The organism is Streptomyces sp. NPDC087845, assembly GCF_044742755.1.
Classification (GTDB): domain Bacteria; phylum Actinomycetota; class Actinomycetes; order Streptomycetales; family Streptomycetaceae; genus Streptomyces.
On the sequence record NZ_JBIUVC010000006.1, the window covers coordinates 122,299 to 144,240 of the forward strand.

Genomic DNA, 21,942 nt, shown 5'->3' on the forward strand with positions numbered 1-21,942 from the left:
GCTGCCTGTTGCCTATGGGCTGTCCCGTAATCCCTGGCGGGCGTGCGACGACAGCTACGGCACCTCGCCGTGTTGTCGGAACGCCAGAATCGGGACAGCCCTGAGTCCGCCGACCCATCCGAATTCTCGAAGGGGCGGTTGCTGCCGTAGCCGTCGAATGCAGTGGTGGAATCCATCGAGTGGTGCACGGACGCGGTCGTGTTGCGTGCGTGATTTCGTGCGCCGTCAGCCCGTTGCTCGCAGTACGAAAGGTGGCCACCCCCGTCGCACCGACCGGTGCCCAAGCCACGCAAAGTCTCACGGAGGATCACGACCCCTCTACGGCCCGGCAAGACGGGTGAGTCTCAGGACTGGTGGTCTGCAGCCCCGAAGCGGGGTAGCCCTTGTTTGAAATCGAGGTCAGTCACGGCGTCGCCGCTGTCCTCTTTGCTTCCCGGAGGGGGTTGCGTCCTCTTCCTCTTCGTCTTCCTCTTCGTCTTCCTCGTACGCGTCCTCTTCTTCGTCCTCGGGCTCAGGCTCGCCTTCGTCCTCGTAGTCCTTGTCCTCGCCTTCGTCCTCGTAGTCCTCGTCCTCGCCTTCGTCCTCGTAGTCCTCGTCCTCGCCCTCGGACTCGTAGTCCTCGTCCTCGTCCTCGTAGTCTTCGTCCTCGGGCTCCTCGCCGTGTGCGTCCTCCTGCTCCGCGTCCTCTTCTTCGACGGCGTCTTCATGGGACACGACGACTTCACCGTCCCGGATTTCACCGCGCCAGCCCTCGGGCTCCTCCTGGGCGAGGGAGACGTATCGCTGAAAATGCTTGAAGTCGAGTCGCATTCGGCGCCCTTGGGCGCGCCACAGGTTGCCCGTCTTCTCGAAGAACCCGGACGGGTAGTACTCCACGACCAGGACGATTCGAGTCAGGCTGGGTGCCAGCTCGTGGAAGCTGACCGCACCACGGGTGGTTCCCTTGGCTCCCTCGGAGGTCCAAACGATGCGGTCGTCGGGAATCTGTTCCTGGACAGTCGCTTTGAAGCTGCGCGAGGAGGGGCCGACCTTGACCTTCCAGTCGCTGGACATCTCATCGCTCTTCGAGACGTCGCGAACGCCCTTCGCGAAGCTGCTGAACTGGTCGTACTGCGTCCAGTGGTCGTACGCGACACGCAGGGGCACTCCCACATCGAGAACCTCGATGATGTTCATGACCTTGCCGCCGCTCGACTTGCGCTTTCCTTTTCCGCCGCCGAACGTTTCCTTGACCTTCTCCACGACTTTGTCCTTGACGCCCTTGGCTTTCTCCCCGACGAATGCCTTCAGTGGGGGTTCGCCCTGGAGAATACGGGCGCCGATCGCGGGAAGCGTTCCACTCTCGGCCACATCGGTGAGCTGCCCAGTGACATCGGTCAGTTTGTCGCCCGCCTTCTCGGCGAGTCTTTCCACCTGCGCACTGAGGAAGTTGGACGCCTCTTCGCGAAGTCGGTCCGCACCCGACTTCTGTGCCGTGGGCCGGTCTGTTTCTGTCCTGGTCATGACTGGCTACCTCCGACGATCGGCGCGCTTGGACGCAGCTCGCTTCGGCGACGTCGTCTTCCGGGCGGCGGATTTCTTGGCCGGAGCAGTTTTCTTCGCGGCCGTCTTCTTCGCCGGAGTCGTCTTCCGGGCAGCGGATTTCTTGGTGGGAGCGGTCTTCTTCGTAGCAGTCTTCTTCGGTGGAGCCGTCTTCCGGGCGGGGGACTTCTTGGCCGTCCGAGACTGCTCTCCGCGGGCGGGAGCGGCCTTCTTGCGTGCTGCGCCCGCTTTGGGCCGGGCTGGCTGGCGAGAAGTGCGGCGCCGCTTCGGTTGCGTCTCTTCCGGCTCTTCCTCTTCCTCTTCCTCCTCCCTCTCCTCGTATTCGTCTTCCGGCTGTTCTTCCTCTTCCTCCTCCTGGCCCTCTTCGTACCCGGCCTCCGGCTCTTCCTCTTCCTCTTCCGGCTCGTACTCTTCCTCGTCCCACTCCTCTTCCCCCTGGTCCTGCTTCTCACCGAGCTGGGCCGTACGGTCGCTGAGGGCGTCGGCCAGCGAACTCATACCCCGGTCGGCGGCGGCAGCTACTGCCTTGCGGCCCGCGTCGAATACCTCCCCTTTCAGCTGCTCCTGCAGCTCGGCGAACTGGGGAATCTCTCCGAGCCTGCGCATCCCTTCGGCGGCCAGCTGTCGGGGTTCAAGGCCGAACCGTCTCCCTGCCAGGTACGTGGCAATGGTCAGCGCCAGCCGGCCCTTCTTCGTCCGGCCCAGCACATAGCCGCCCACTATTGCGGCCGCGAGGGTCACCTTGGCTGTGTCATCCATGAGTGCGTCACCTTCGATCGTTCGGTACGGGGCCGACCTGTGCAGCATGCAACCGGTCGAGCAGCCTTTCCTCTTCCCGGATCAAACTCCTTCGTGTCGATATCACCGTCTTCAAGTTCCCGGTTCAGGACAGTCGGCCGAGCACGGAGGACTCCGGGGGCGTGAGCAGGCCCGTGATCGGTCTCATGTCAGAACCCGGCGGCCTGAACGTGAGTGCCTGCGACGACGGCAACGTTGCAACAGGGCAGCGGTCCCGCAAACGCAGCTCGACGTGCGCGGCGCACGCTTCCGAATCGTTCCGTCGCGCTTCGGAAGTCGTCGCTTTCGCCACGCGACTGTCGTCGAGGATTTCCCGCCGCGCGGCCGACGTTCTTCTGCCATGCATTCAAGTCTGATGGGTATCGAGCGCCTCGCACCTTGGGCGGAGGTATCAAGCGCACCAACCGGGGTGGGCGGTTGCTGTGGTGGCCGATGTTTTGGCGGTGCAGCGGACGACGGCGCACCGCCATCCTTCTCATGGCTGCGGGGTTCAGGTACCAGCCGTACGGTCACGGTGCCCGCCGGGTACACGAAGGGCTGTTCCACGGCCGTGGTCGCGGCGCGGCGAGTCCGCGCCGGGCAAGGGCGTGACGCCCCGTGTTTCCGCGGCGTGCGCCGTAGCAGTCAGGAGCACCACTCTCGTCGCCACCTGGCGGTCGAGCGCTCCACCCGCTATCTCATGCTCGTACATCTGGGGCGCAGCCACAGCGGCTTGGCCACCCGCAACACCCTCGCCGCGGCCGTCGAATCCTTTCCGCCGCACCTGCGGCGGTCCCTGACTTGGGACCAGAGGGTGGAGAGGGCGGCCCACCAGTCGTTCACCAAAGCCACGGCTATTCCCGTCTACTTCCGCAACCCGGCGAGGTAGAGACCGCAGACGCAGTCCAAGACGTCTTCGGGTGTCGACAGGGCTGCCGGTGGGCAGGACGGTGTCCTCGTACCTGCGCAGACTGGGGGAGTACTGCGCAAGGGGATGGCGGCCACTACGGGACTGTGACCGGCGTCGGTGGGCGTACGCCTCGGGCTGGTCCTGTGGATTGACCATGCGGCCGGGGCCGGCGTGCTGGGGGCCGTGTCGCTGGGACGGTCAGCTGACCAGCGGTGCTGCGATGCCCCCTCGAATTCTTCCGGTCACCCGGTATCGGTGGGAAGACGACGTGTTGGGGCTGGTTCTCCCGGCCTGTCGCTCACCCCGTGTCCTGGGGCATTCCTTCGACGACTTCCGCAAGTCGTCGCAGCATGTTGCGGTGCCTGATCTGCGCAAAGGCGTCGAGAACTGTGTTGTGGAGACTCCCTCCCAGCCCGCGCAGTGGATGCTCGTCGAGAATGACCAGGGTCTTGTCGCCCCACGGCCGGATGTCGAAGGCGATCCGTGCCGTACCCAACGGCCCCCCGTACGCTTCGAGTTCCAGTGCACGTGGCGCGTCGAGGCGCCGGACCGTCGTGTGTCCGTGGAACTCCTTCGGTCCCACACGCGCCGTGTAGTTGATCGATGATCCGACGTCCGGCCAGCACCCTTCGCCCGGAACGGAGTTGAAAGTCCCCACCACCCAGTCCGCGTAGCGGCTCTCGTCCTCCAGAACCGCCCAGAGTACGGGCGGTTCCCGGGCGATGAGCTGATGTCGTACAGCCATGTGTGCTCCCATCCAGGACGGAACAAGCAGCCCTACCAGTAATGCCGTCGACCGCCCACCGCATGCCCGATGGCACCCAGGATCCAAAGAACGATGCCGATCGCGACGAGCACGATACCGATGGTCCACAGGATCGATATGCCGGCCACCAGACCGATGACCAGCAGAATGACGCCGAGGATGATCATGGCGTCCTCCGTTCTCCCAGGTCTTTTTAGTATGCGCCTCACACATACGCACGGCGATACAGACCGCGTGAGGGCGTCGTCCGCCAGACCAGGGACAAGGCCATCCCGCGAGCGCAGGCAATGTGATCGACCGGAGTGAGGGCAAGGTTGAGATCGGCTCCTGGGTGCCGACTGTCGAGGATGTTCGGGCCCGCCAGATGTCGCCCACCCTGCTGTTCATCCAGGTGCCCGAGGGCAAGAACGTGAAGAACCGGCTTCACCTCGACGTCAGCCCGATCGACCCCCGGCACCGAGGTCGAGGTGACCAGATTGCTCGGCCTCGGCGCCACCAGGACGGATGTGGGTCTGGGCTCAGACCGAAACTGGGTGGTCACGCAGGCCCCGAGAGCAACGAGTTCTGCGTCCTACGCGCCCTGGCGCCGCAGAAATGGGCCGCAAGCGGACACCAACACCCCGTCACACATCGCAATCCTCTCGTTGCGAGGAGACCCCACTGATGCGATGAGTCGTCCGCACCACTCGATGGTGGTCCCGATGAGACTTGCGGCGACGATGCGCTTGGGCGAGCGGGTGGTCGGCAGGGCGGATGCCGAGGCGTCCATGAGTTCCACGTCCAGACGGTCGGCGGGGACGGTTTCCTGTTGCCGCACTGGAGGAACGCGCAGGTCAGGGACGTATACGGTGGGATCCCATGTTCTCGGCGATGGTTGTGCAGGCGGCCACTACGAGGGCAGTGCTGACACTGCCCCGACGACCGTATGGAGAGTTGGCAGGTGCCTGTCCGAGTTGCACATTTCGATGGGGCCCGGTAGCTCGGTGCTGACCTGAAGCAGCATGTCGGTCAGCACCCCTGATCACCTCTCCTGTACCAACCCGGTGCTGACTGGGCAGCGTCGCACTTCGATATCCGGCACGGAGGGGCGGGTGGCCGTGCTTCCTGCCCGGTTGACAGACACGAAGTCGTTGACCAGTGGGAACGACGAGCAGACGTGCTCCCCGGGAACGCAGTGTGAGCTGCGTGCGTTCGGTTGGCAGGTCAATGACGGAGGAGAAGGATGCCGGTGTCGAACTTTCCGCCCCTGCGTGCGGTCGGCCGAGGACGTGGTTGGTATCGCGGCGACTGCCATGTTCATTCTGTGTACTCGGACGGCGAGCTCACCCCGGAACAGCTGGTGGCGGGCGCGCGTGCGGCAGGGCTCGACTTCATCGCGACCACGGAACACAACACCGCTGAGGCGCACGGTGCTTGGGCTCCCCACGTCGGTCCTGATCTTCTGGTGGTCCTTGGTGAGGAAGTGACGACCGAGACTGGGCATTGGCTCGCTCTCGGTATCGGACCCGGGCAGGTGGTCGACTGGGAGTATCGGGTGCAGGACGGGCAGATCGACCGGTATCTGGGTGAGGTGCACGGAGTCGGCGGACTGTGTGCGGCGGCACACCCGCACGCGCCTTATCCGTCAGGCGATTTCATGTACCCGTACCAGGGCTTTGACGTGGTCGAGGTGTGGAACGGGCTGTGGTCGTCGGACCGGCCGTGGAATGCCGACAACGAGGCGGCCTTGGCCGACTGGGGACGCGGCCTGACTGCGGACATGCGCGCGGGCCGGTGGCGGCCGATGATGGGCAACAGCGACACCCATCTGGAGGGCCAGATCGGCATCCCGCACACCGTTGTGTTCGCCGAGGAGCTGAGCACCCCGGCGATCCTTGCCGGCATTCGCGCGGGCCGGAGTTGGACCGCTGGATCAGCCACCGTCGACCTGTCGCTCACTGCCACGGCAGGTGGACGCAGCGCAGAGGTGGGCGAGCACCTCAAGACCTCGGGGGAGCAGGTCGCTGTGCGGGCCCACGTACGCGGCGTCCGGTCGGCGGCCGTCAGCTTCCATACCGACCGGGGCAGGGTCCACTGCGCATCACTTCCGGACCACGGTGCCGGCGTCGCCGAGTGGCTTACCACCGCGGAGGAGTCCGCGTTCGTGCGGATCGAAGTACGCCACGCACAGGGGCACATGGCGGCGCTCACGAACCCGATCATCCTGACCTGAACCTCTACGTGCCGGCCCGTCCTGCGCCGATGCAGATGAGGCCACAGGCAGACGAGAGCAAGCTCTGGTGGAGGGCCGCGCAGACTGCGAACGCACGGGACGGCGTCCATGAGCGGGACCGGCGTGACCCGATCCGGCACCGGCAGGCGTCCAGGGCGGCGGTGGTGGTGTCTGGGAGGACAGACCCGCAGCAATGAGGCCCTGCGCTCCGACGGCTCGTCCGGAACAAGATCGGGCGGTTCACCCGGCGAGGACACCGGCGGGGCCGCCCGGTGCGGCAGGAGACTTCCCTCCGCGCAGGACGAGAGCGGTGGGTATGGCTTCGCGCGCACCGGCGCCCCTCCCTCCTCCCCCATGGGAATCGCAGGCATGCTCTCTGTCGCCGGACTTAGGCAGCACGGTGACCGCTGTCCTGAAATTGGCCGTGGCATGTCAAGAATCATGGTGATGTGCCTTGTTGTCTCCAGGGCGTCATGTCTCAATGGGGCTGCAGCTTTCCTTGACGGTCCGTCAGGGAACTGCGTCGTTCCGGCGTGACATCGTGAACTCACGCGCCGGCAATCCCCCCACACGAAGGGCAACCACCATGAGGCATGGCATACGGCGAATCGGTGTCTGCTCCATCCTCGCCGCGGGTACGCTCGCGCTGGCACCCACAGCTGACGCGGTCACCCCCACCACCGCCACCATTTCCTTCGACTGCGGCCTGTACGGCTCGGGCGCCGCGACCCTCACCGCGACCCAGAACGGCACGTCCGCGACCATCAATCTCTCGACGTCAGCCATCACCGCCCCCATCGCCGTCGGGGCGAACTCGGTCAAATCAACACTCACGCTTACCAATAAGGGTGCGGGCACGGTGACGTTCACCGGCAGCTCCAACCCTGCCATTCCCGCCGGCAGTCCCGTGTCCACGGGCCCGCTCAGTGGGACCGTCGCCTCGGGGGACAGCCTTGAGGCCAAGTCCCTCAAGGTCGTGGTCATGGGCATCACCGTGACATGCAACGCGACCTCCGCCCAGACGCCCGGACCGTTCGTGTTCTGAGCCGATCGCCGGGCACCGGCAAAGCGCCGGGCCGGGCCACCGGCGCGGTCGGCCGGTACTCCCGCCCACGGACGGGCCACCGGCCGACCGCTCGCTTCTGATCGGCACCGACCTGACGGTGTGAACGTGCTGTACCAGGACGGCCGGAAAGGTTCGGAGTACATCCCGTGCGCCGGGCGCCTTCGCGCAGTGGCCGTACACGGCTGTCTACAGGACTCCCTGTGACTGAGGGCGGCTTCGCGCTCATCTCGCGGTCGCAGGGGCGAACCCCGAAGCCGCCGCGCCCCGGATTCAGTGGAACGATTACCACCAGGCACCAGGCACCAGGCGCCAGGCAGCACGCGGCACGCAGCGGGTCGTCAGTCGCGCAGGGTGGCGGCGGCCCTGTAGGTGCACAGGACCAACGTGGTCTCGATACGGGTGAGGGCGTGCAGGGCGACGCGGCGGGTGGGGTAGTGGTGCAGAAACTCCGCGTTGTGCCACAGGACGTGGGCGATCAGGTCTGCGTAGCTCCGCAGGAGCGGTCAACCGGTGTCTCGCGAAGCGCAACGGGACTGATCATTCCGGTGGTGGCGGTCACCACCGCCGCCACCAAGAAGTCGCCTGGCTCCCCGGGCCCGGCCCCAATCCTTACGTCACTGCTGCTTCCAGCGGGTCGAGTGCGCTATTGCCCCACCCGGCCGTCGGTGCATTCGCGCAGCAGATCGGCGTGCCCGCAGTGGCGGGCGTACTCCTCGATCCGGTGAACCCACAACTCCCGGACGGAGTCGCCGTCACGCCCCACCCGCGCACCCAGGTCCGTATGCTCGGCCAGCGCCGCGTCGGTTGCGGCCTGTTCGCGGTCGAGATCGGCGAATGCGCCCTCGACCAGCTCCTGCTCCGCCACGGCTCCCTCGAAGTCGCCATCATCCGCTCCGTAGAGCTTCGGTGCGGGGTCTCCCGGCAGGATCCAGTTGCGCCAGTCCCGCTCCACCTCGGCAAGATGGCGGACCAGCCCCAGCAAAGACATCGTCGACGGCGGCACCGACCGGCGCGCGAGTTGCTCCGGATCCAACCCCTCGCACTTCATCCGCAGCGTCAGTCGATAGCTCGTCAGGAAGTCCTGGAGCGTCGCCAACTCACCGTCAGGGCTGACTCCGTCACTGTTGCGCGGGTCCTCGTCGGGGTCCGCCCACATGTCGGGGTAGACGTTGGCCCTGCTCCACCGATCGGGTATGTCGCTCATTACGTTCATGATCCGGAGCAGTGGTCCGACAGGCAACCGAATATCGAGGTGTGTCCGGCGTGCCCCGCGAGCGACGACCGCCCGGCGGTCCCTGGCGGTCGTCGAGACCTCTGGGGAGCTCACGGTTTTCCGTTCGAAGACGAGCCGGATCGTTCCACACAGCCCAGTCCAGCCCACTCCCAACCCCTCGTTCGAACTCTGAGCTGGGCGCCGGGCGGATACAGGACACCCGGCCTGCCGTCGGCGCGCGGCATGGCTGGCCGGAATGACACCGACCGCGGCCCGGCCGACGACACAACCGGAACCTGAACGGATTCCGGGTGAAACAACGTGGTTTGTTCGCAGAGTGATGACAACGTTGGTGGTGAGGCCGCCCTTCAAACGGTTTCGGCGCGTGGGAAACGTTCTCCTCGGCGCCCCGTGCCGGCCACCCTGCGGAGCCTCGCCCGTCCTCATCGACGAATCCCTTTGGCCACCTGACGATTGTCCAAATGGTGGGGCGCGTCCATAATCACGACCACCCTAAGGTGGTGAGGTTCCATTAGCGTGAAGGGCGGGACCAGGAGTGACGCCCGCGACGGGGGTCGGCCATCGGATATTACTCTTGTGGCCCTGCTGTCACAGAGGGATTGGGGTCCACCATGGAATCGTATTCCCTCGCGAAGAGGCCCGCGTTCTTCCGGCAGTGTCAGCCGAGTCGTTCTTTGAGGAACAGGCCAACTCGGCCGGATTCAAAGCACTTTTCGACGCCGAGCCGGACGCGGAACCGGACAGGATCCTGAGCGCGACCGAGTAGTCGACGGTCTGAGGATCGCAAGAGCACAACCGCTCATGCTGGTAGGGACGTCCGGTCCCTACCAGCGGGGAGACCGCCTGCTCGCCGCCGGCCGGACCGCTGAGGAGAGTGTCGCCGCGCATGACGCCAGGGGCAACCTATGACTGCTATCCGGCCACGCCCACGCTGCGCAATGCGTATCTGCTGCGAGAGTTGGTTGCGGTGACCGAGACCGCTCCTGCCGAGGAGGGCGTCTGGTGCTGGGTCGACCAGGTCCGGGACGGGCCGCTGGACCTCAAGTCCCCGGTGGCCGAGGTGGGTACTGCCGGTCGTGACGCCATCGACCCGGTAGTGCCGGCCACCCCTGCCCGCCTGATCCGCTCCGCCGCGGTGATCGCGGTGGCCGCCATCGGTCGGCGCCGGACTCCGATCGACGCCAAGGACCACGTTCTGGCACGCCCGATCCTGTACCGGCAAGCCGACTGCCTACGGTTCGCCACCGGCTTCCGGGTTCCCTTCGACGGCCATGCCGATGAACGCGGAAACCGAATGGTCAGACACCGGGAAAAGGTCTCCGGACGTGCACGGTGACCGATCGCCTGGGCTTCAGTCTTACGCAATTGCGATACTTTGTTGTATCTGCTGAGCTTGGCAACATATCAGAGGCGGCAGAGAAGCTGTGTGCATCACAGTCAACAGTTTCGGCGGCCGTTATGAGGCTGGAACGGCAACTTGGTGTGCAGCTCCTTCTTCGTCATCATGCCCGTGGGGTCACCCTCACTCCCAGCGGTCGCCACTTACTGCGAGAGGCGCGCGCGTTGTTGGGGCAGGCCAGGAACCTCAAAGCTCAGGGCGATGCCCTGGCGAGCGACACTGCTGGTCAGCTCGACGTCGGATTCTTTCTTTCCGTCGCCCCTTTTCTGGTGCCCTCGGTCTACCGGATGGCTAAAGAGCGGTATGCAACGCTGCAATTGAACGTTCACGAGGCCTCTGCTGATCGACTTTTGGGTTTCCTGCAAGACGGTCGATGTGAATTAATTGTGACCTATGATTTCCTATCGGGCGATTCCAGATTCCACTCCCTCATCGAATTGCCTCTCTATGCCCTATTGGCTGATGGCGACCCGATGGGCGAGGCCGGCTGCATCGGTTTGGACGAGTTGGCCGCTCGACCGCTTGTCACCTTGAACATCCCGACTGTCCTCAGACATTTCGAGGCGATGTTTGCGGACGCCGGCGTCCCCATGCCTCAAGTGATCACGACAGCGAGTCTTGAGACAATGCGTGGCCTTGTGGCTGCTGGTTCCGGGTTCGCATTGATGTATCAACGCGCTTCGAATGTGACGACTTTGGATGGAGGGAGAGTTCGAGCAGTCGAGATTTTCGGTGATGGGCCTTCTGTTTCTCTCGGTGTGGCCATGATGCCCGATCTCACCATGAGCAGCCGAGGCAAGGCTTTCTTGGAAGTGCTCAGGTCGGCAGTTCTGATCAGCCGTGAAGTGAATTCTGTTGCGTGACTCGAGAGGTCCTTCGGTATGGTTGCCGAGAATATGCATTTTTGTACCTGATTGAAGAGGAAGAGCAGGTCATCGCTCGGGTCCAGGAGTATCTGGCCGACCGCGAGGAGCGGGCAAGGCACCCCGTCCCCTCGACCGCCGTCGCCTCGGGCTACGTGGCGAGCGACCTGGCGGTGCTGTTCGGGGGTGGTCAGGCATGAGCTTCGCCGGAGGACGACGCGCCAACCGGACCCGACTCGCCGGCACCGGCATAACGCGGCACGACCGCTGTTCGTCGAACACGACCTGAAGGCCGACGAGAACCGCGTCGGCCCGCACGGCCACTGCAGCCGCGACGAAATCCTCGCACTGCTGCCCGCCTCCCCGCTCTGCCCCCGCAGGACGTACTCCCGCTGCGTCGATCCCGGCGTCAGGCTCCTGACCTTCACCGGCCGGACCCTGGACTGGCTTGAGTCCCACCCCGGGGACGGCTGGCAGGCCCGGTGGCGAGCGGCGGGCGCCGACCGGGGCAAGGAGGTCGTGCACGCCGGAGTCCTGGGCGACGACCGGCGCGACTCCCAGCGCAACGGCGCGATCTCGGGCATGAACCAGCTGATGGTCAACCGGATCGTGCTGCCCGGCTACGGCTTTCTGCGCGGCTACAAGGCCACACGGCTCTTCAAGGGCATTCAGCAGCTCTTCCCCGACGGCAAGCTGGAGCAGATGCGCCACTAGGGCGCTGACGTCGGCATGACCGCCCGCCACATCGACGAGGGCCTGCGCGAAGGCTGGCTCGGCGAGGTCGAGGGGCTCAAGGTCAGCCTCACCGGAGCCGAGGAGGAGCTTACCCAGCTTGACCGACACCCCTCCGAACCCAGCGTCGTTGATCTTGGTCTCCCTGTGACCATCAGCCCCATTCATCGGATACGGAATGACGCCCGCGTCGGAGCAAGGAGCTCGCCCGTCTTCTTGGGGGTCCCAACCTCACCGAAATCGCCGCGAGAACCGGCGACGCCGCTCAAGCACAAGGGTGATCGCTCCACTGGAGCGGCACCCCACGCCCCGGGCCGTCGTGGACCTCGGGCGTCACGCCTCCCGCACACTGACGGCGGCCCGGTGATGACGGGGCGCCTCGATCTCGTCGATCGGTGCGATCGCCAGGTCCGCGTACGAAATCCGGCTGGCCGGGTCGCCGCGCTCGGCGATCCGGTACCGGCCTGTGCGCGTGCCCTTATGGTCGAAGTCGCCCGCCGGGGCCACGTACGCCCAGTCCAGGTCACACCTCCGCAGCTCGTCGAGGCCCGCCGCGTGGCCGAGGGAGAAGGAGCGGTACTCGTTCGGGTAGCCGGGCTCGTCCATCAGGGGAGCGCCGGACGCACCAGGCATGATCGATGCGAGCCCGACCACCACGAGGCGGTGCACGCCCGCGTTGGTCAGGCCGGCGGTCCGGGGCGGTGGCACCGTGGTGCGCGCGGCGGCCGACTCCGGCGGGACATCGCCGAGGCAGCCGTCCTGTCAGCCGCCGCCCCGGATCCGCAACGACGGCCGTCCCTGCCCGGGTGCTGAGGGTCAGGGGCAGCCGTCGAGGCAGCTGTCAGGCAAGGGTCCTGAGCACGGCCGGGTCGTAGGGGACGGTCTGGGCCAGATCGCCGCGCAACGCCTTTGCCGCCCAGTCCGGGTTGGCCAGCAGCGTCCTGCCCACTGCGACGAGGTCGAACTCGTTGCGTTCCAGGCGGGCCACCAGCTCGTCGATGCCGGTCAGGCCGGCCCGTTGGGTGAAGCCCTGGGCGAAGTCGCCGACGCCGTACTGCTGGTCCAGGCCGACCGAGCCGACCGTCACGGTGGCCCTGCCGCTGAGCTTGCGCACCCAGCCGGCCAGATTGAGCTCGCTGCCGTCGAATTCGGGCAGCCAGTAGCGGCGGGTGGAGGCGTGGAACGCGTCGACACCGGCGTCGGCCAGCGGCGTCAGCATCTGCGCGAGTTCGTCCGGGGTCTCCGCGGTGCGGGCCTCGTACTGGTTGACCTTCCACTGGGAGAGCCGGAAGAAGACCGGGAATCCCGGACCGACGACCGCGCGGATGGCCTGGACGATCTCGGCGCCGAAGCGGGCGCGGGAGGCCGGGTCGCCGCCGTAGCGGTCGGTACGCCGGTTGGTGCCGCTCCACAGGAAGTCGTCGATCAGGTAGCCGTGCGCGCCGTGCAACTCGATGCCGTCGAAACCGAGTTGCTCGGCGGCCACGGCGGCCTCCGCGAAGGCGGCCACCGTGTCATCGATGTCCTGCTGGGTCATGGCTCTCCCGGTCGGGGTGCCGTCCAGCCCGAGCCCGGACGGGCCTTCGGCGGGCGGCTCGGTCCCGGTACGCGCGACCCCGGTGTGCCACAGCTGCGGAATGATCTTGCCGCCGGCCTCGTGCACCCGCCGCACCACGTGGGCCCAGCCGGCCAGGGACTGCTCGCCGTAGAAGTGGGGCACGCCGTCGTACGCGCCGGCAGCTGCGCGGTTGACGTAGGTGCCCTCGGTGATGATCAGCCCGACCTGGTTGGCCGCCCGGCGGGCGTAGTACTCCGCCACGTCCTGGCCCGGCACGCCGCCGGGGGACTTCATCCTGGTCATCGGGGCCATCACGATCCGGTTGGGCACCATGAGATCGCCCACGATGAACGGCTCGTCCAGGCTCGCCATTGTTCCTCCCGAGTTGTCGGCACTCCTTGCGCGGACGTTCCGTGTACGCCTGTTTCCGCAACCTGACAAAGCGCTTCCAGGCTGTGCGGAAACTGCTGCGACCGCACGTCGATATCGCACGATTATCAGTTGCGCTGATCGCAACGTCCAGTCGGCAATGATGGCGTACGAGTGTCGTCGGAACGTTGGATCGCACGATGCGATCCAGTGCATCGAAATAATCATCTTGACCGTATCAATGAGATCATCGATAGTGGTTCCAGTGATTCCGCTACACCGTGATCAGCTGGGATGAAACTCTCGTTTTGAATCGCAACTGGAGAATGTATTTCCATGACCGACCTGTGTTGTGGACAGGGTTGTTGAGGCAAGGAAGGGGGTGGAATTCAGGGTGAGTCAAAATCGCTTTACTGCAAAGATCCCCAACGAGCTGGAAGGCAAGCGAGCCGTGGTCACCGGCGGCAGTCGCGGTATTGGTGCCGCAATTGTGCAGAACCTGCTCGACGCCGGCGCTACCGTTGTCACTTCTGCCCGTAGCTCGACCGAGCACACTCCGTCCGCGGCCAAGTTCGTGAGAGCCGACCTCAGTACGCCTGACGGTGTCCGCAGGTTCGCTGATGCCGCGCTGGACAATCTCGGCGGAGTGGACATTGTCGTCAACAATGCGGGTGGATGTCGAGCTTTTCAGAGTGCGCTGGACATCGAGAACGACTGGCAGTACACAGTGGACATCAACTTCCTCGCCGCCGTTCGGGTCAATTCCGCACTTGTGCCATCCATGCGCGCGAATGGAGGCGGAGTTGTTGTGCATGTCTCGTCCATTGCCACGATTTCGTCCTATCCGATGATTCTGCACTATGCCGCCGCCAAGGCCGCACTCGAGACATACAGCAAGGGGCTCGCGGCCGAGTTGGCGCCGCAGGGTATCCGCGTCGTCGCTGTCTCTCTCGGGAATGTGATGACACCGGGGGCGGACGAGGCGCGCGAGAAGATCGTTGATTATCTCGGCAGCGATTCGGAAGAATGGGCCGACGAAATTCCACTCGGGCGCCTCGGTCAGTCAGATGACATCGCCGAGGCGGTTGGTTTTCTGGTCTCCCCACGCGCTGCGTGGATCACGGGCAGCACTCTCGTCATCGACGGCGGGCGGAGCGCATCCCTGTGACCTGCGGCATGGCGGGCGCCCGTACATGTGGACGCCACACCGACTCCTTTCGTTGACCCTCGACCAGATTCGGCACTTGTTCGCCTCGTCGGTCATTCACCGGGCGGAGCGGGTCACACATGTCCTGGGCAGTGTCCGCACAGACGCCGACGACATCGGCACCGTGCCCGGCAGGACCGTTGTCGGCGACAACACATCCGCGAACCGTGAAGAACACGAACCTCTGTGGGACCAGTAACCAAGCATTCATGGGTATCCGCTGCCAGGACTGGAAGGACTGACACGATGACCGCGACAGGGGAAGGGGTCCGGGCCTATCCGTTCGGCCCGGTCGACCGGCTCAACGTGGACCCGAGGCTGGCCGAGATCTGCGGCGAACAGCCGGTGCTGCGCGTGAGCCTGCCCTACGGTGGCGACGCCTGGCTGGTCACGCGGCACGCGGACGTCAGGACCGTGCTGGCCGATCCCCGGTTCAGCCGTGCCGCCGCCGTGGGCGAGGACGTGCCCCGCACGGTCGCTGTCGGACTGCCCAGCACCTCCATGCTGAGCATGGATCCGCCGGAGCACAGCCGACTGCGGCGCCGGGTCGCCAACTCGTTCACCCTGCGCCGGGTTGAAGCGTTGCGCCCGCGCGTTCAGCAGATGGTGGACGGCCTGCTCGACACCATGATCGCCGCAGGACCGTCCGCCGACCTGACCAAGGCGCTGACCTGGCCGCTGCCCATCACGGTGATCTGCGAACTGCTCGGTGTGCCCGTTGCCGACCGTGACCGGTTCAACGTCTGGGTGGACGGCTTGCTGATGCTGTCCGATCCGGACCAGGCCGCGCAGGCCCGCGGACACCTCAACGACTACCTCGCCGGTCTGGTCGCACTCCGCCGCACCGCACCCACCGACGACTTGCTCGGCGAACTGGTCGCCGTACAGGACGAGGAGGACCGGCTCGGCGAGGAGGAACTGGTCAGCCTCGGGGTCAGCCTGCTGTCCGCCGGCCAGGAGGCCACCGCCAACCAGCTCGGCAACTTCGTCTACACGCTGCTGACCAATCCCGATCTCTGGCGGGAACTCGTCGCCGACCCCGGTCTCGTACCCGATGCGGTCGAGGAACTCTCCCGGATCATCCCGATCAGCGCCTCCGCCGGCTTCACCCGTATCGCCACAGAGGACGTGGAACTGGGTGGGCAGACCGTTCGCGCCGGCGACGCGGTGGTCGCCGAATTGGGCATGGCCAACCGGGATCCCGAGGTGTTCGACCACCCCGAGGAGATCGACTTCCACCGCGGGTACATTCCGCACGTCACCTTCGGGCACGGCGTGCACCACTGCCTCGGTGCGCAACTGGCCAGGCTGGAGTTGCGAATCGTGCTCGAGTCCCTGATTCGCCGCCTGCCCGGTCTGCGCCTGGCCGTACCGGCCGACCAGATGTCCTGGCGGACCGACCGCCTCATCCGCGGGGTGGACGCGCTGCCGGTCAGCTGGTGAGGTCCTCGCCGGCCCGAATCCCCGCGCGAGGACGGCGTTGCCTGCGTACCCTGCCCTGGATCCACAACGATGTCATCCACCTACTACCCCTGCGCCTTGGCGGTTGAGAGGTCCGCGCACCCGGTCATGGCCGGGGCGCACCGTCCGCGACGGCCCACGTCTGTCTCCTGGGCCGCCTTCATCGCCGGGCGCGTCCCCATCACACCGCTGTGAGCAGGGACATGCGGACTCCACGCTTGGTCGACAGACGCGATCAAGTGCTCGGTGCCGCCCGCATGCACGACTCGCCGACATCGCCGACATCGCAGGCACCGCCGAGATCACTGGGACGCTACCGGAGGGCTGGTCATGGCCGAACCACTGGAGTCGATCACCGCGGCGGTGAATGATCCGGACAAGGGACTTGCCGAGGTCATGGCGGCCGTCATGGAGGGCTACGGGGACCGGCCGGCCCTCGGCGAACGCGCCAAGGAACCGTCGACGGCGCGTCTGCTCCCGAGGTTCGACACCATCAGCTACCGCGAGTTGTGGGCACGCATCCGTGCGGTCGCCGGCACGTGGTACCACGACCCGCAGTATCCGCTGAGCGCGGGCGATCGGATCTGCATTCTGGGTTTCACCAGCACCGACTACGCGACTCTCGACCTCGCGTGCATCCACTCGGGCGTCGTGTCCGTGCCTCTGCAATCCAGCGCGCCGCTGTCCCAACTGATGCCGATCATCGCGGAGACGGAGCCGCGTGTCCTCGCCGCGAGCATCGAGCGCCTGGACACCGCTGTCGAAGCCGTGGTCGAGGGAACGTCGATCCAGCGCGTGATCGTGTTCGACTACCGGCCTGAGGTCGCGGACCAGCGCGAGGCGTTCGAGTCCGCCCGGCGGCGCCTGGCCGAAGCAGGCAGTCCGGTGGTCGTCGGCCCGCTGGCCGAGGTGATCGAACGCGGGACCGACCTGCCGCCCGCTCCTCTGTTCACCGCCGACGCGGGCGAGGACCCGTTGTCCCTGCTCATCTACACGTCCGGCAGTACCGGGACCCCCAAGGGGGCCATGTACACACAGCGGCTGGTCGGCACCGCGTGGTACGGGTTCAGCTACGGGGCGGCGGAGGGGCCCCCGATCGGCATCCTCTACATGCCGCAGAGCCACCTCGCCGGCCGCTACTCGCTGATGGGCTCGCTCGTCCGGGGCGGTGTCGGCTACTTCACCGCCAAGAGCGACCTGTCCACGCTGCTCGACGACATCACACTGATCCGCCCCACCGAGCTGACCATGGTTCCGCGCCTGTGCGACATGCTTTTCCAGCGGTACCAGAGCGAACTGGACCGCCGGGCCGGAGAGCCGGGCGACGTCGAGACGGCGGTCAAGACGGACCTGCGGGAGAACTTTCTGGGCGGGCGCGTCGCCAAGGCCTTCTGCGGGACCGCGCCGCTCTCCGCCGAGGTGGCGGCCTTCGTCGAGTCCTGCCTGAATCTCCACCTGTACACCGGTTACGGGTCCACCGAAGCCGGCGGAGTGCTGCTCGACACGGTGGTGCAGCGCCCGCCGGTGATCGACTACAAGCTGGCCGATGCCCCGGAACTGGGCTACTTCCGGACCGACTTGCCGTATCCGCGCGGGGAACTGCTGCTCAAGACGGACACCATCATTCCCGGGTACTACAAGCGGCCCGAGGTCACCGCCGAGATGTTCGACGAGGACGGTTACTACCGGACCGGTGACATCATGGCCGAGGTCGGACCCGACCGGTTGGTCTACGTCGACCGCACCAAGGACACCCTGAAACTGTCCCAGGGCGAGTTCGTGGCCGTCTCCCGCCTGGAGACCGTCTTCGTCGGCAGCCCCCTCGTCCGGCAGATCTTCGTGCACGGCAACAGCGAGCGTGCCCATCTGCTCGCGGTGGTGGTGCCGGCCCCGGACGCGCTGGCCAGATGCGGCGAGGACGTCGAGTCACTCAAGCCGCTGCTCAGCGAGTCGCTCCAGCAGATCGCCAAGGAAGCCGAGCTCAACTCGTACGAGATCCCGCGCGACCTCCTGATCGAGGCGGAACCCTTCAGCCCCGAGAACGGCCTGCTCTCCGAGAGCCACAAACTGCTCCGCCCCAGGCTCAAGGAACGCTACGGCGAAGCCCTTGAACAGAGGTACGCGGAACTCGCCGACGGGCAGGTCGAGCAGTTGCGCGAGCTGCGGCAGGCCGGGCCGGACCAGCCGGTCCTGGAAACGGTCGGCCGGGCCGCCCAGGCATTGCTGGGCTGCCCGAACACCGACCTGAGCGCCGAGGCGCACTTCACCGACCTGGGTGGGGATTCGCTCTCCGCGCTGTCCTTCTCCAACCTCATGAAGGAGATCTTCCGCATCGACGTTCCGGTCGGGGTGGTCATCAGCCCGGCCAACGACCTGGCACAGGTGGCGAGGTACATCGAGGCGGAACGCGCGTCCGGGGCGAAGCGGCCCACGTTCGCCTCCGTACACGGCGAGAACAGCTCCGAGGTCCGCGCCAGTGACCTCACTCTGGAGAAGTTCGTCGACGCGCCGACGCTCGCCGCCGCCCCGACGCTGCCCCGCCCCGACGGTGCCGTGCGGGCCGTCCTGCTGACCGGGGCCAACGGCTACCTCGGCCGGTTCCTGTGCCTGGAATGGCTGGAGCGGCTGGCACCCTCGGGCGGCAAGCTGATCTGCGTCGTACGCGGAAGCGATGCAGCCGTAGCGGCGAAACGGCTTGAGGACGCCTTCGACAGCGGCGACGCCGAACTGCTCCGTCGGTACCGGGACCTGGCCGAAGGGACCCTGGAAGTACTCCCGGGCGACATCGGCGAGCCGCACCTGGGCCTGGACGAGGACACGTGGCACAGGCTGGCCGACACCGTGGACCTGATCGTCCACCCGGCCGCCCTGGTCAACCACGTGCTGCCCTACAGCCAGTTGTTCGGACCCAACGTCGTCGGCACGGCCGAACTGATCCGGCTGGCGCTCACCACGCGGATGAAGCCCGTCACCTATGTGTCCACCGTCGCCGTGCAGGTCGGAGCCGCGGCTGCGGCTCTCGACGAGGACGCCGACATCCGCGTCACCAGCCCGGTGCGGCACATCGATCAGAGCTACGCCCATGGGTACGCGACCAGCAAGTGGGCCGGCGAGGTCCTCCTCCGGGAGGCACACGACCTGTGCGGTCTGCCGGTCGCCACCTTCCGGTCGGACATGATCCTCGCGCACAGCAGGTACCCGGGGCAGTTGAATGTGCCCGACGTGTTCACCCGCCTGCTGCTCAGCCTGGTCGCCACCGGCATCGCGCCGGGCTCGTTCTACCGGACCGGCGCACGCGCGCACTACGACGGACTGCCGGTCGACTTCACCGCCGAGGCCATCACCTCGCTGGGCGCGCGGGCCACCGAGGGCCACCAGACCTTCAACGTGCTGAACCCGCACGACGACGGCATCTCGCTGGACACCTTCGTCGACTGGCTCACCGAGGCCGGCCACCCGATCCGGCGGATCGACGACTACGGCGCATGGCTCGCCCGTATCACTGCCGCGGCCCGTGCCCTGCCGGAGAAGCAGCGTCAGCACTCACTGCTGCCCCTGCTGCACGCCTTCGCGCAACCCGAGGAAGGTGTCCCTGGTTCGGCGTTCCCCGCCGAGCGGTTCCACGCCGCCGTGCAAGCCGCGCAGGCCGGCCCCGGCAAGGACATCCCCCACCTGTCGGCAGCCCTCATTCGCAAGTACGTCACCGACCTGCGCCGGCTCGATCTGCTCTGAGGGTCCGAGGAAAGACCTCACTGCCTCGGGCCGCCGACCGCCTGCGTGAGTGTGTCCGGCCAGTTGTCCGGCCGGACGGCGTTCGGCCACGATGCCGGTCGCGGCGGGAGCGGGGGCGCGGCGCGCGCTCCGGCTGCCGGGCGGTGCCCTGGTGCGGACCGGTCGTTCGGCGGGGACCGGTCCGCAGCGCGAGGGGAGCCCGGCGCCGGACGCGGGTCAGGCCCCCAGCGCAGTGCGATGGTGTCGCCCGCGTTGACGGCCGCGCCCCGGGTGGCACTGGTGAACGCGGAGCCGTCGGTGCTGACCTTCCAGATGTTGGAGCCGCTGTTGGCCTTGCCGTTGAGCGCCGTGATGCCGCCTGTCCCGGGCGGCGGCGTCACCGCGGTCACGCAGCCGGACGGGGTGGCGGCGCTCGTGGCGGCGTCGAGTACGGATCCCAGCGTGGTCGTGGTCCCGGTCGGGGTGACGGAGACGGAGCACACCTTCACGTTTCCGGCACCGTCGTCCACGGTGAGAGCCAGCTGTGCGGCCGTGCCGGCGGTGAAGGTGCTCTGGGCCACCCACTGGGGGTGCGCCGCTGGTGACCGGTACCGGGGGAGTGGCGGTGAAGCCGCCTCCCGCGACGGCGCGCAGCCCGTCGATGGATGCGTAGGCGGAGGGCGCGGTGTCGCTCGGCAGGTACTTGAAGCCGCCGCCCGGGTTGAACTCCTGGGCTATGAGGAAGTCCCCGGTCTGAGGGTTGATGCCGCGGGCGTTCAGGCCGGATACGACCCAGCCGTTGGAGTCGGTGTTGACGCCGAACATGGCATTGAACGCACCGGTGCCGGTCACCAACTTGCCCTTGAGGAACGCCTTGGCCCGGGTGATGCCCGAGTCGGTGCTCGGGACGCCGGAGACGCACAGCGCGGCCATCGCGGCACTGGTCATGTCGATGTCGCTCGTGGCGCCGAGCTGCCCCGGGTTGCCCTCGGCCTTGCTGAAGTTCCAGCCGCCGTCGTTGTGCTGGTTGGCCCGGATGCGGGTGATCAGGGAGTTCCGCAGGGCCTGCGGTATGCGCTGCGCCCCTGCCTGCGTCTTGGCCCCGCCGAGGGCCAGCGCGGCGAAGACGGTGCCGTTGAAATCGGCGGACGGGCCGAAGTAGCCGGGCTCGGCGTTCTGCCAGTAGCTGTAGATGTCGGCGACCAGATTGCGGGAGGCCGAGAAACGGGCCGGATCGATGCCGGCGGCGTAGGCGTTGAGCGTCGCACGCTCGTAGTCGGTGACCACCGGCGTCGCGGACGGCCAGCCGGCCGTGGATGTCGGTGCCGTGCAGGAGGTGCTCGCGGACGGGAGGGCGGTTGGTGAAGCGAGCGGCGAGGGCCGTGCCGAGCAGGCAGCGCTCAGCCGCGGATGCAGGCCGGGCCGTGGGCGCCGGGCTCGGCGATGTCCGGCCGGGCCGGCTCCGGCACCGAGCGTATTTCTACTCCAGTAGCTTTCACCTGGTGCAGTAGCTTGCCAACGCCGCTGGAATTACCAGCTGCCGCGCAGCAGAACAGTCGGAGGGTCACCAATGCCCCGAGAGGCGCCGTACCTTGCAGTGGCCGACGCGCTGTGCGCACGGATTCTCGCGGGAGAGTGGGAGATAGGTGAACGCCTGCCGTCCCGGGCACGGCTCGCCGAGGAGTACGGCGTCGGACGCAACGTCATGCAGAGGGCCGTGGACGGGTTGATCATCAAGGGCCTCCTCGAAGGACGCGCGGGCTCGGGCACCTACGTCCGCATGCCGCGTGAGCGCCTGCGGATGGTGCGTTCGCGGCACCGCGAACGCCGGGGCGGCTCCCCCTCCCGCGCCGGGGCGACGGAGCGGGGCAGGGCCGGAGCCTGGGATTCGCACAGCCAGGCGCGCGTCCCCGCCCCTGGGGCAATCGCCGAGAGGCTCGCGATCAGCCCCGGAGACCTCTGCGTCACCACGCACTACGAATTCCTCGCCGACGGGCAGCCCGTCCAGCTCTCCGAATCCTGGGAGCCCTGGGGTGGCATTCCGCTCGGCGGGCTCTTGGGGGAGTCGCGGGCTCTCTGTTCGGAGCGAGAGCCGTACTGTGGATCGGTGCCGTCGGCATGACAACGAGCATCCT

At 66.9% G+C, this 21,942-nt stretch carries 17 protein-coding genes and 3 pseudogenes; 12 read left to right on the top strand and 8 right to left on the bottom strand.

Features of this window, described 5'->3' with window-relative positions; translation table 11 throughout:
- Positions 1-399: 399 nt before the first annotated feature.
- Both ACIOMQ_RS17415 and ACIOMQ_RS17420 read right to left on the bottom strand, forming a co-directional pair.
- Positions 400-1,503 (bottom strand): SRPBCC family protein, encoded by a 1,104-nt coding sequence (locus tag ACIOMQ_RS17415; RefSeq protein WP_402189391.1) that lies wholly within the window; start codon positions 1,501-1,503, stop codon positions 400-402.
- A gap of 6 nt (positions 1,504-1,509) precedes the next feature.
- Complete coding sequence (locus ACIOMQ_RS17420) at positions 1,510-2,301, bottom strand: histone protein (RefSeq protein ID WP_401268861.1); 792 nt, start codon at positions 2,299-2,301, stop codon at positions 1,510-1,512.
- Between the two features lie 649 nt (positions 2,302-2,950).
- Here ACIOMQ_RS17420 and ACIOMQ_RS17425 point away from each other — a divergent pair.
- Complete coding sequence (locus ACIOMQ_RS17425) at positions 2,951-3,208, top strand: hypothetical protein (protein ID WP_362198154.1); 258 nt, start codon at positions 2,951-2,953, stop codon at positions 3,206-3,208.
- A gap of 319 nt (positions 3,209-3,527) precedes the next feature.
- On the opposite strand, the gene ACIOMQ_RS17430 is transcribed toward ACIOMQ_RS17425, so the two are convergent.
- Entirely contained in the window at positions 3,528-3,974 is a 447-nt protein-coding gene (locus ACIOMQ_RS17430; RefSeq protein WP_401268858.1) for an SRPBCC family protein, read from the bottom strand.
- Between the two features lie 32 nt (positions 3,975-4,006).
- Positions 4,007-4,162 (bottom strand): DUF6131 family protein, encoded by a 156-nt coding sequence (locus ACIOMQ_RS17435; protein ID WP_362198160.1) that lies wholly within the window; start codon positions 4,160-4,162, stop codon positions 4,007-4,009.
- 122 nt (positions 4,163-4,284) lie between these two features.
- Between ACIOMQ_RS17435 and ACIOMQ_RS17440 the strand changes: the two are divergent.
- The 3 genes and pseudogenes from ACIOMQ_RS17440 to ACIOMQ_RS17450 form a co-directional block, all read left to right on the top strand.
- Positions 4,285-4,659, top strand: a pseudogene (locus ACIOMQ_RS17440) (VOC family protein); the annotation flags it as partial.
- Between the two features lie 558 nt (positions 4,660-5,217).
- The gene (locus ACIOMQ_RS17445) at positions 5,218-6,207 is read left to right on the top strand and encodes a CehA/McbA family metallohydrolase (protein WP_401268855.1); all 990 of its coding nucleotides are present in this window, start codon (positions 5,218-5,220) and stop codon (positions 6,205-6,207) included.
- A gap of 586 nt (positions 6,208-6,793) precedes the next feature.
- Entirely contained in the window at positions 6,794-7,252 is a 459-nt protein-coding gene (locus ACIOMQ_RS17450; RefSeq protein WP_401268852.1) for a hypothetical protein, read from the top strand.
- A 664-nt stretch (positions 7,253-7,916) separates the two neighbouring features.
- Here ACIOMQ_RS17450 and ACIOMQ_RS17455 read toward each other — a convergent pair.
- Positions 7,917-8,477: a DinB family protein gene (locus ACIOMQ_RS17455; protein ID WP_362198169.1), complete on the bottom strand. Its 561-nt coding sequence runs from the start codon at positions 8,475-8,477 to the stop codon at positions 7,917-7,919.
- Between the two features lie 916 nt (positions 8,478-9,393).
- Between ACIOMQ_RS17455 and ACIOMQ_RS17460 the strand changes: the two genes are divergently transcribed.
- The 4 genes from ACIOMQ_RS17460 to ACIOMQ_RS17475 are packed head-to-tail and all read left to right on the top strand — an operon-like array spanning position 9,394 to position 11,483.
- Positions 9,394-9,843: a hypothetical protein gene (locus tag ACIOMQ_RS17460; protein ID WP_402189395.1), complete on the top strand. Its 450-nt coding sequence runs from the start codon at positions 9,394-9,396 to the stop codon at positions 9,841-9,843.
- The gene (locus ACIOMQ_RS17465; RefSeq protein ID WP_401756635.1) at positions 9,840-10,769 is read left to right on the top strand and encodes a LysR family transcriptional regulator; all 930 of its coding nucleotides are present in this window, start codon (positions 9,840-9,842) and stop codon (positions 10,767-10,769) included. Before ACIOMQ_RS17460 ends, ACIOMQ_RS17465 begins: the two co-directional genes overlap by 4 nt.
- 41 nt (positions 10,770-10,810) lie before the next feature.
- Positions 10,811-10,969 (top strand): hypothetical protein, encoded by a 159-nt coding sequence (locus ACIOMQ_RS17470; RefSeq protein WP_402189398.1) that lies wholly within the window; start codon positions 10,811-10,813, stop codon positions 10,967-10,969.
- Positions 10,956-11,483, top strand: coding sequence for a hypothetical protein (locus ACIOMQ_RS17475; RefSeq protein ID WP_402189400.1), 528 nt, complete (start codon positions 10,956-10,958; stop codon positions 11,481-11,483). Before ACIOMQ_RS17470 ends, ACIOMQ_RS17475 begins: the two co-directional genes overlap by 14 nt.
- 351 nt (positions 11,484-11,834) lie before the next feature.
- Here ACIOMQ_RS17475 and ACIOMQ_RS17480 read toward each other — a convergent pair whose 3' ends face one another.
- Positions 11,835-12,170: an NAD(P)-dependent oxidoreductase gene (locus tag ACIOMQ_RS17480; RefSeq protein ID WP_402189402.1), complete on the bottom strand. Its 336-nt coding sequence runs from the start codon at positions 12,168-12,170 to the stop codon at positions 11,835-11,837.
- A gap of 172 nt (positions 12,171-12,342) precedes the next feature.
- Positions 12,343-13,431: an NADH:flavin oxidoreductase gene (locus ACIOMQ_RS17485; protein ID WP_362198178.1), complete on the bottom strand. Its 1,089-nt coding sequence runs from the start codon at positions 13,429-13,431 to the stop codon at positions 12,343-12,345.
- 379 nt (positions 13,432-13,810) lie between these two features.
- Between ACIOMQ_RS17485 and ACIOMQ_RS17490 the strand changes: the two genes are divergently transcribed.
- From ACIOMQ_RS17490 to car, 3 genes are all read left to right on the top strand, one after another.
- The gene (locus tag ACIOMQ_RS17490; RefSeq protein ID WP_362198181.1) at positions 13,811-14,596 is read left to right on the top strand and encodes an SDR family oxidoreductase; all 786 of its coding nucleotides are present in this window, start codon (positions 13,811-13,813) and stop codon (positions 14,594-14,596) included.
- A gap of 285 nt (positions 14,597-14,881) precedes the next feature.
- The gene (locus ACIOMQ_RS17495; protein ID WP_362198184.1) at positions 14,882-16,078 is read left to right on the top strand and encodes a cytochrome P450; all 1,197 of its coding nucleotides are present in this window, start codon (positions 14,882-14,884) and stop codon (positions 16,076-16,078) included.
- Between the two features lie 348 nt (positions 16,079-16,426).
- The gene (gene car / locus ACIOMQ_RS17500; protein ID WP_401987851.1) at positions 16,427-19,828 is read left to right on the top strand and encodes a carboxylic acid reductase; all 3,402 of its coding nucleotides are present in this window, start codon (positions 16,427-16,429) and stop codon (positions 19,826-19,828) included.
- Positions 19,829-20,049: 221 nt separating this feature from the next.
- On the opposite strand, the pseudogene ACIOMQ_RS17505 reads toward car, so the two are convergent.
- Positions 20,050-21,124, bottom strand: a pseudogene (locus tag ACIOMQ_RS17505) (hypothetical protein); the annotation flags it as partial.
- A gap of 253 nt (positions 21,125-21,377) precedes the next feature.
- Here ACIOMQ_RS17505 and ACIOMQ_RS17510 point away from each other — a divergent pair.
- Positions 21,378-21,836, top strand: a pseudogene (locus ACIOMQ_RS17510) (GntR family transcriptional regulator); the annotation flags it as partial.
- Positions 21,837-21,942: the final 106 nt, after the last annotated feature.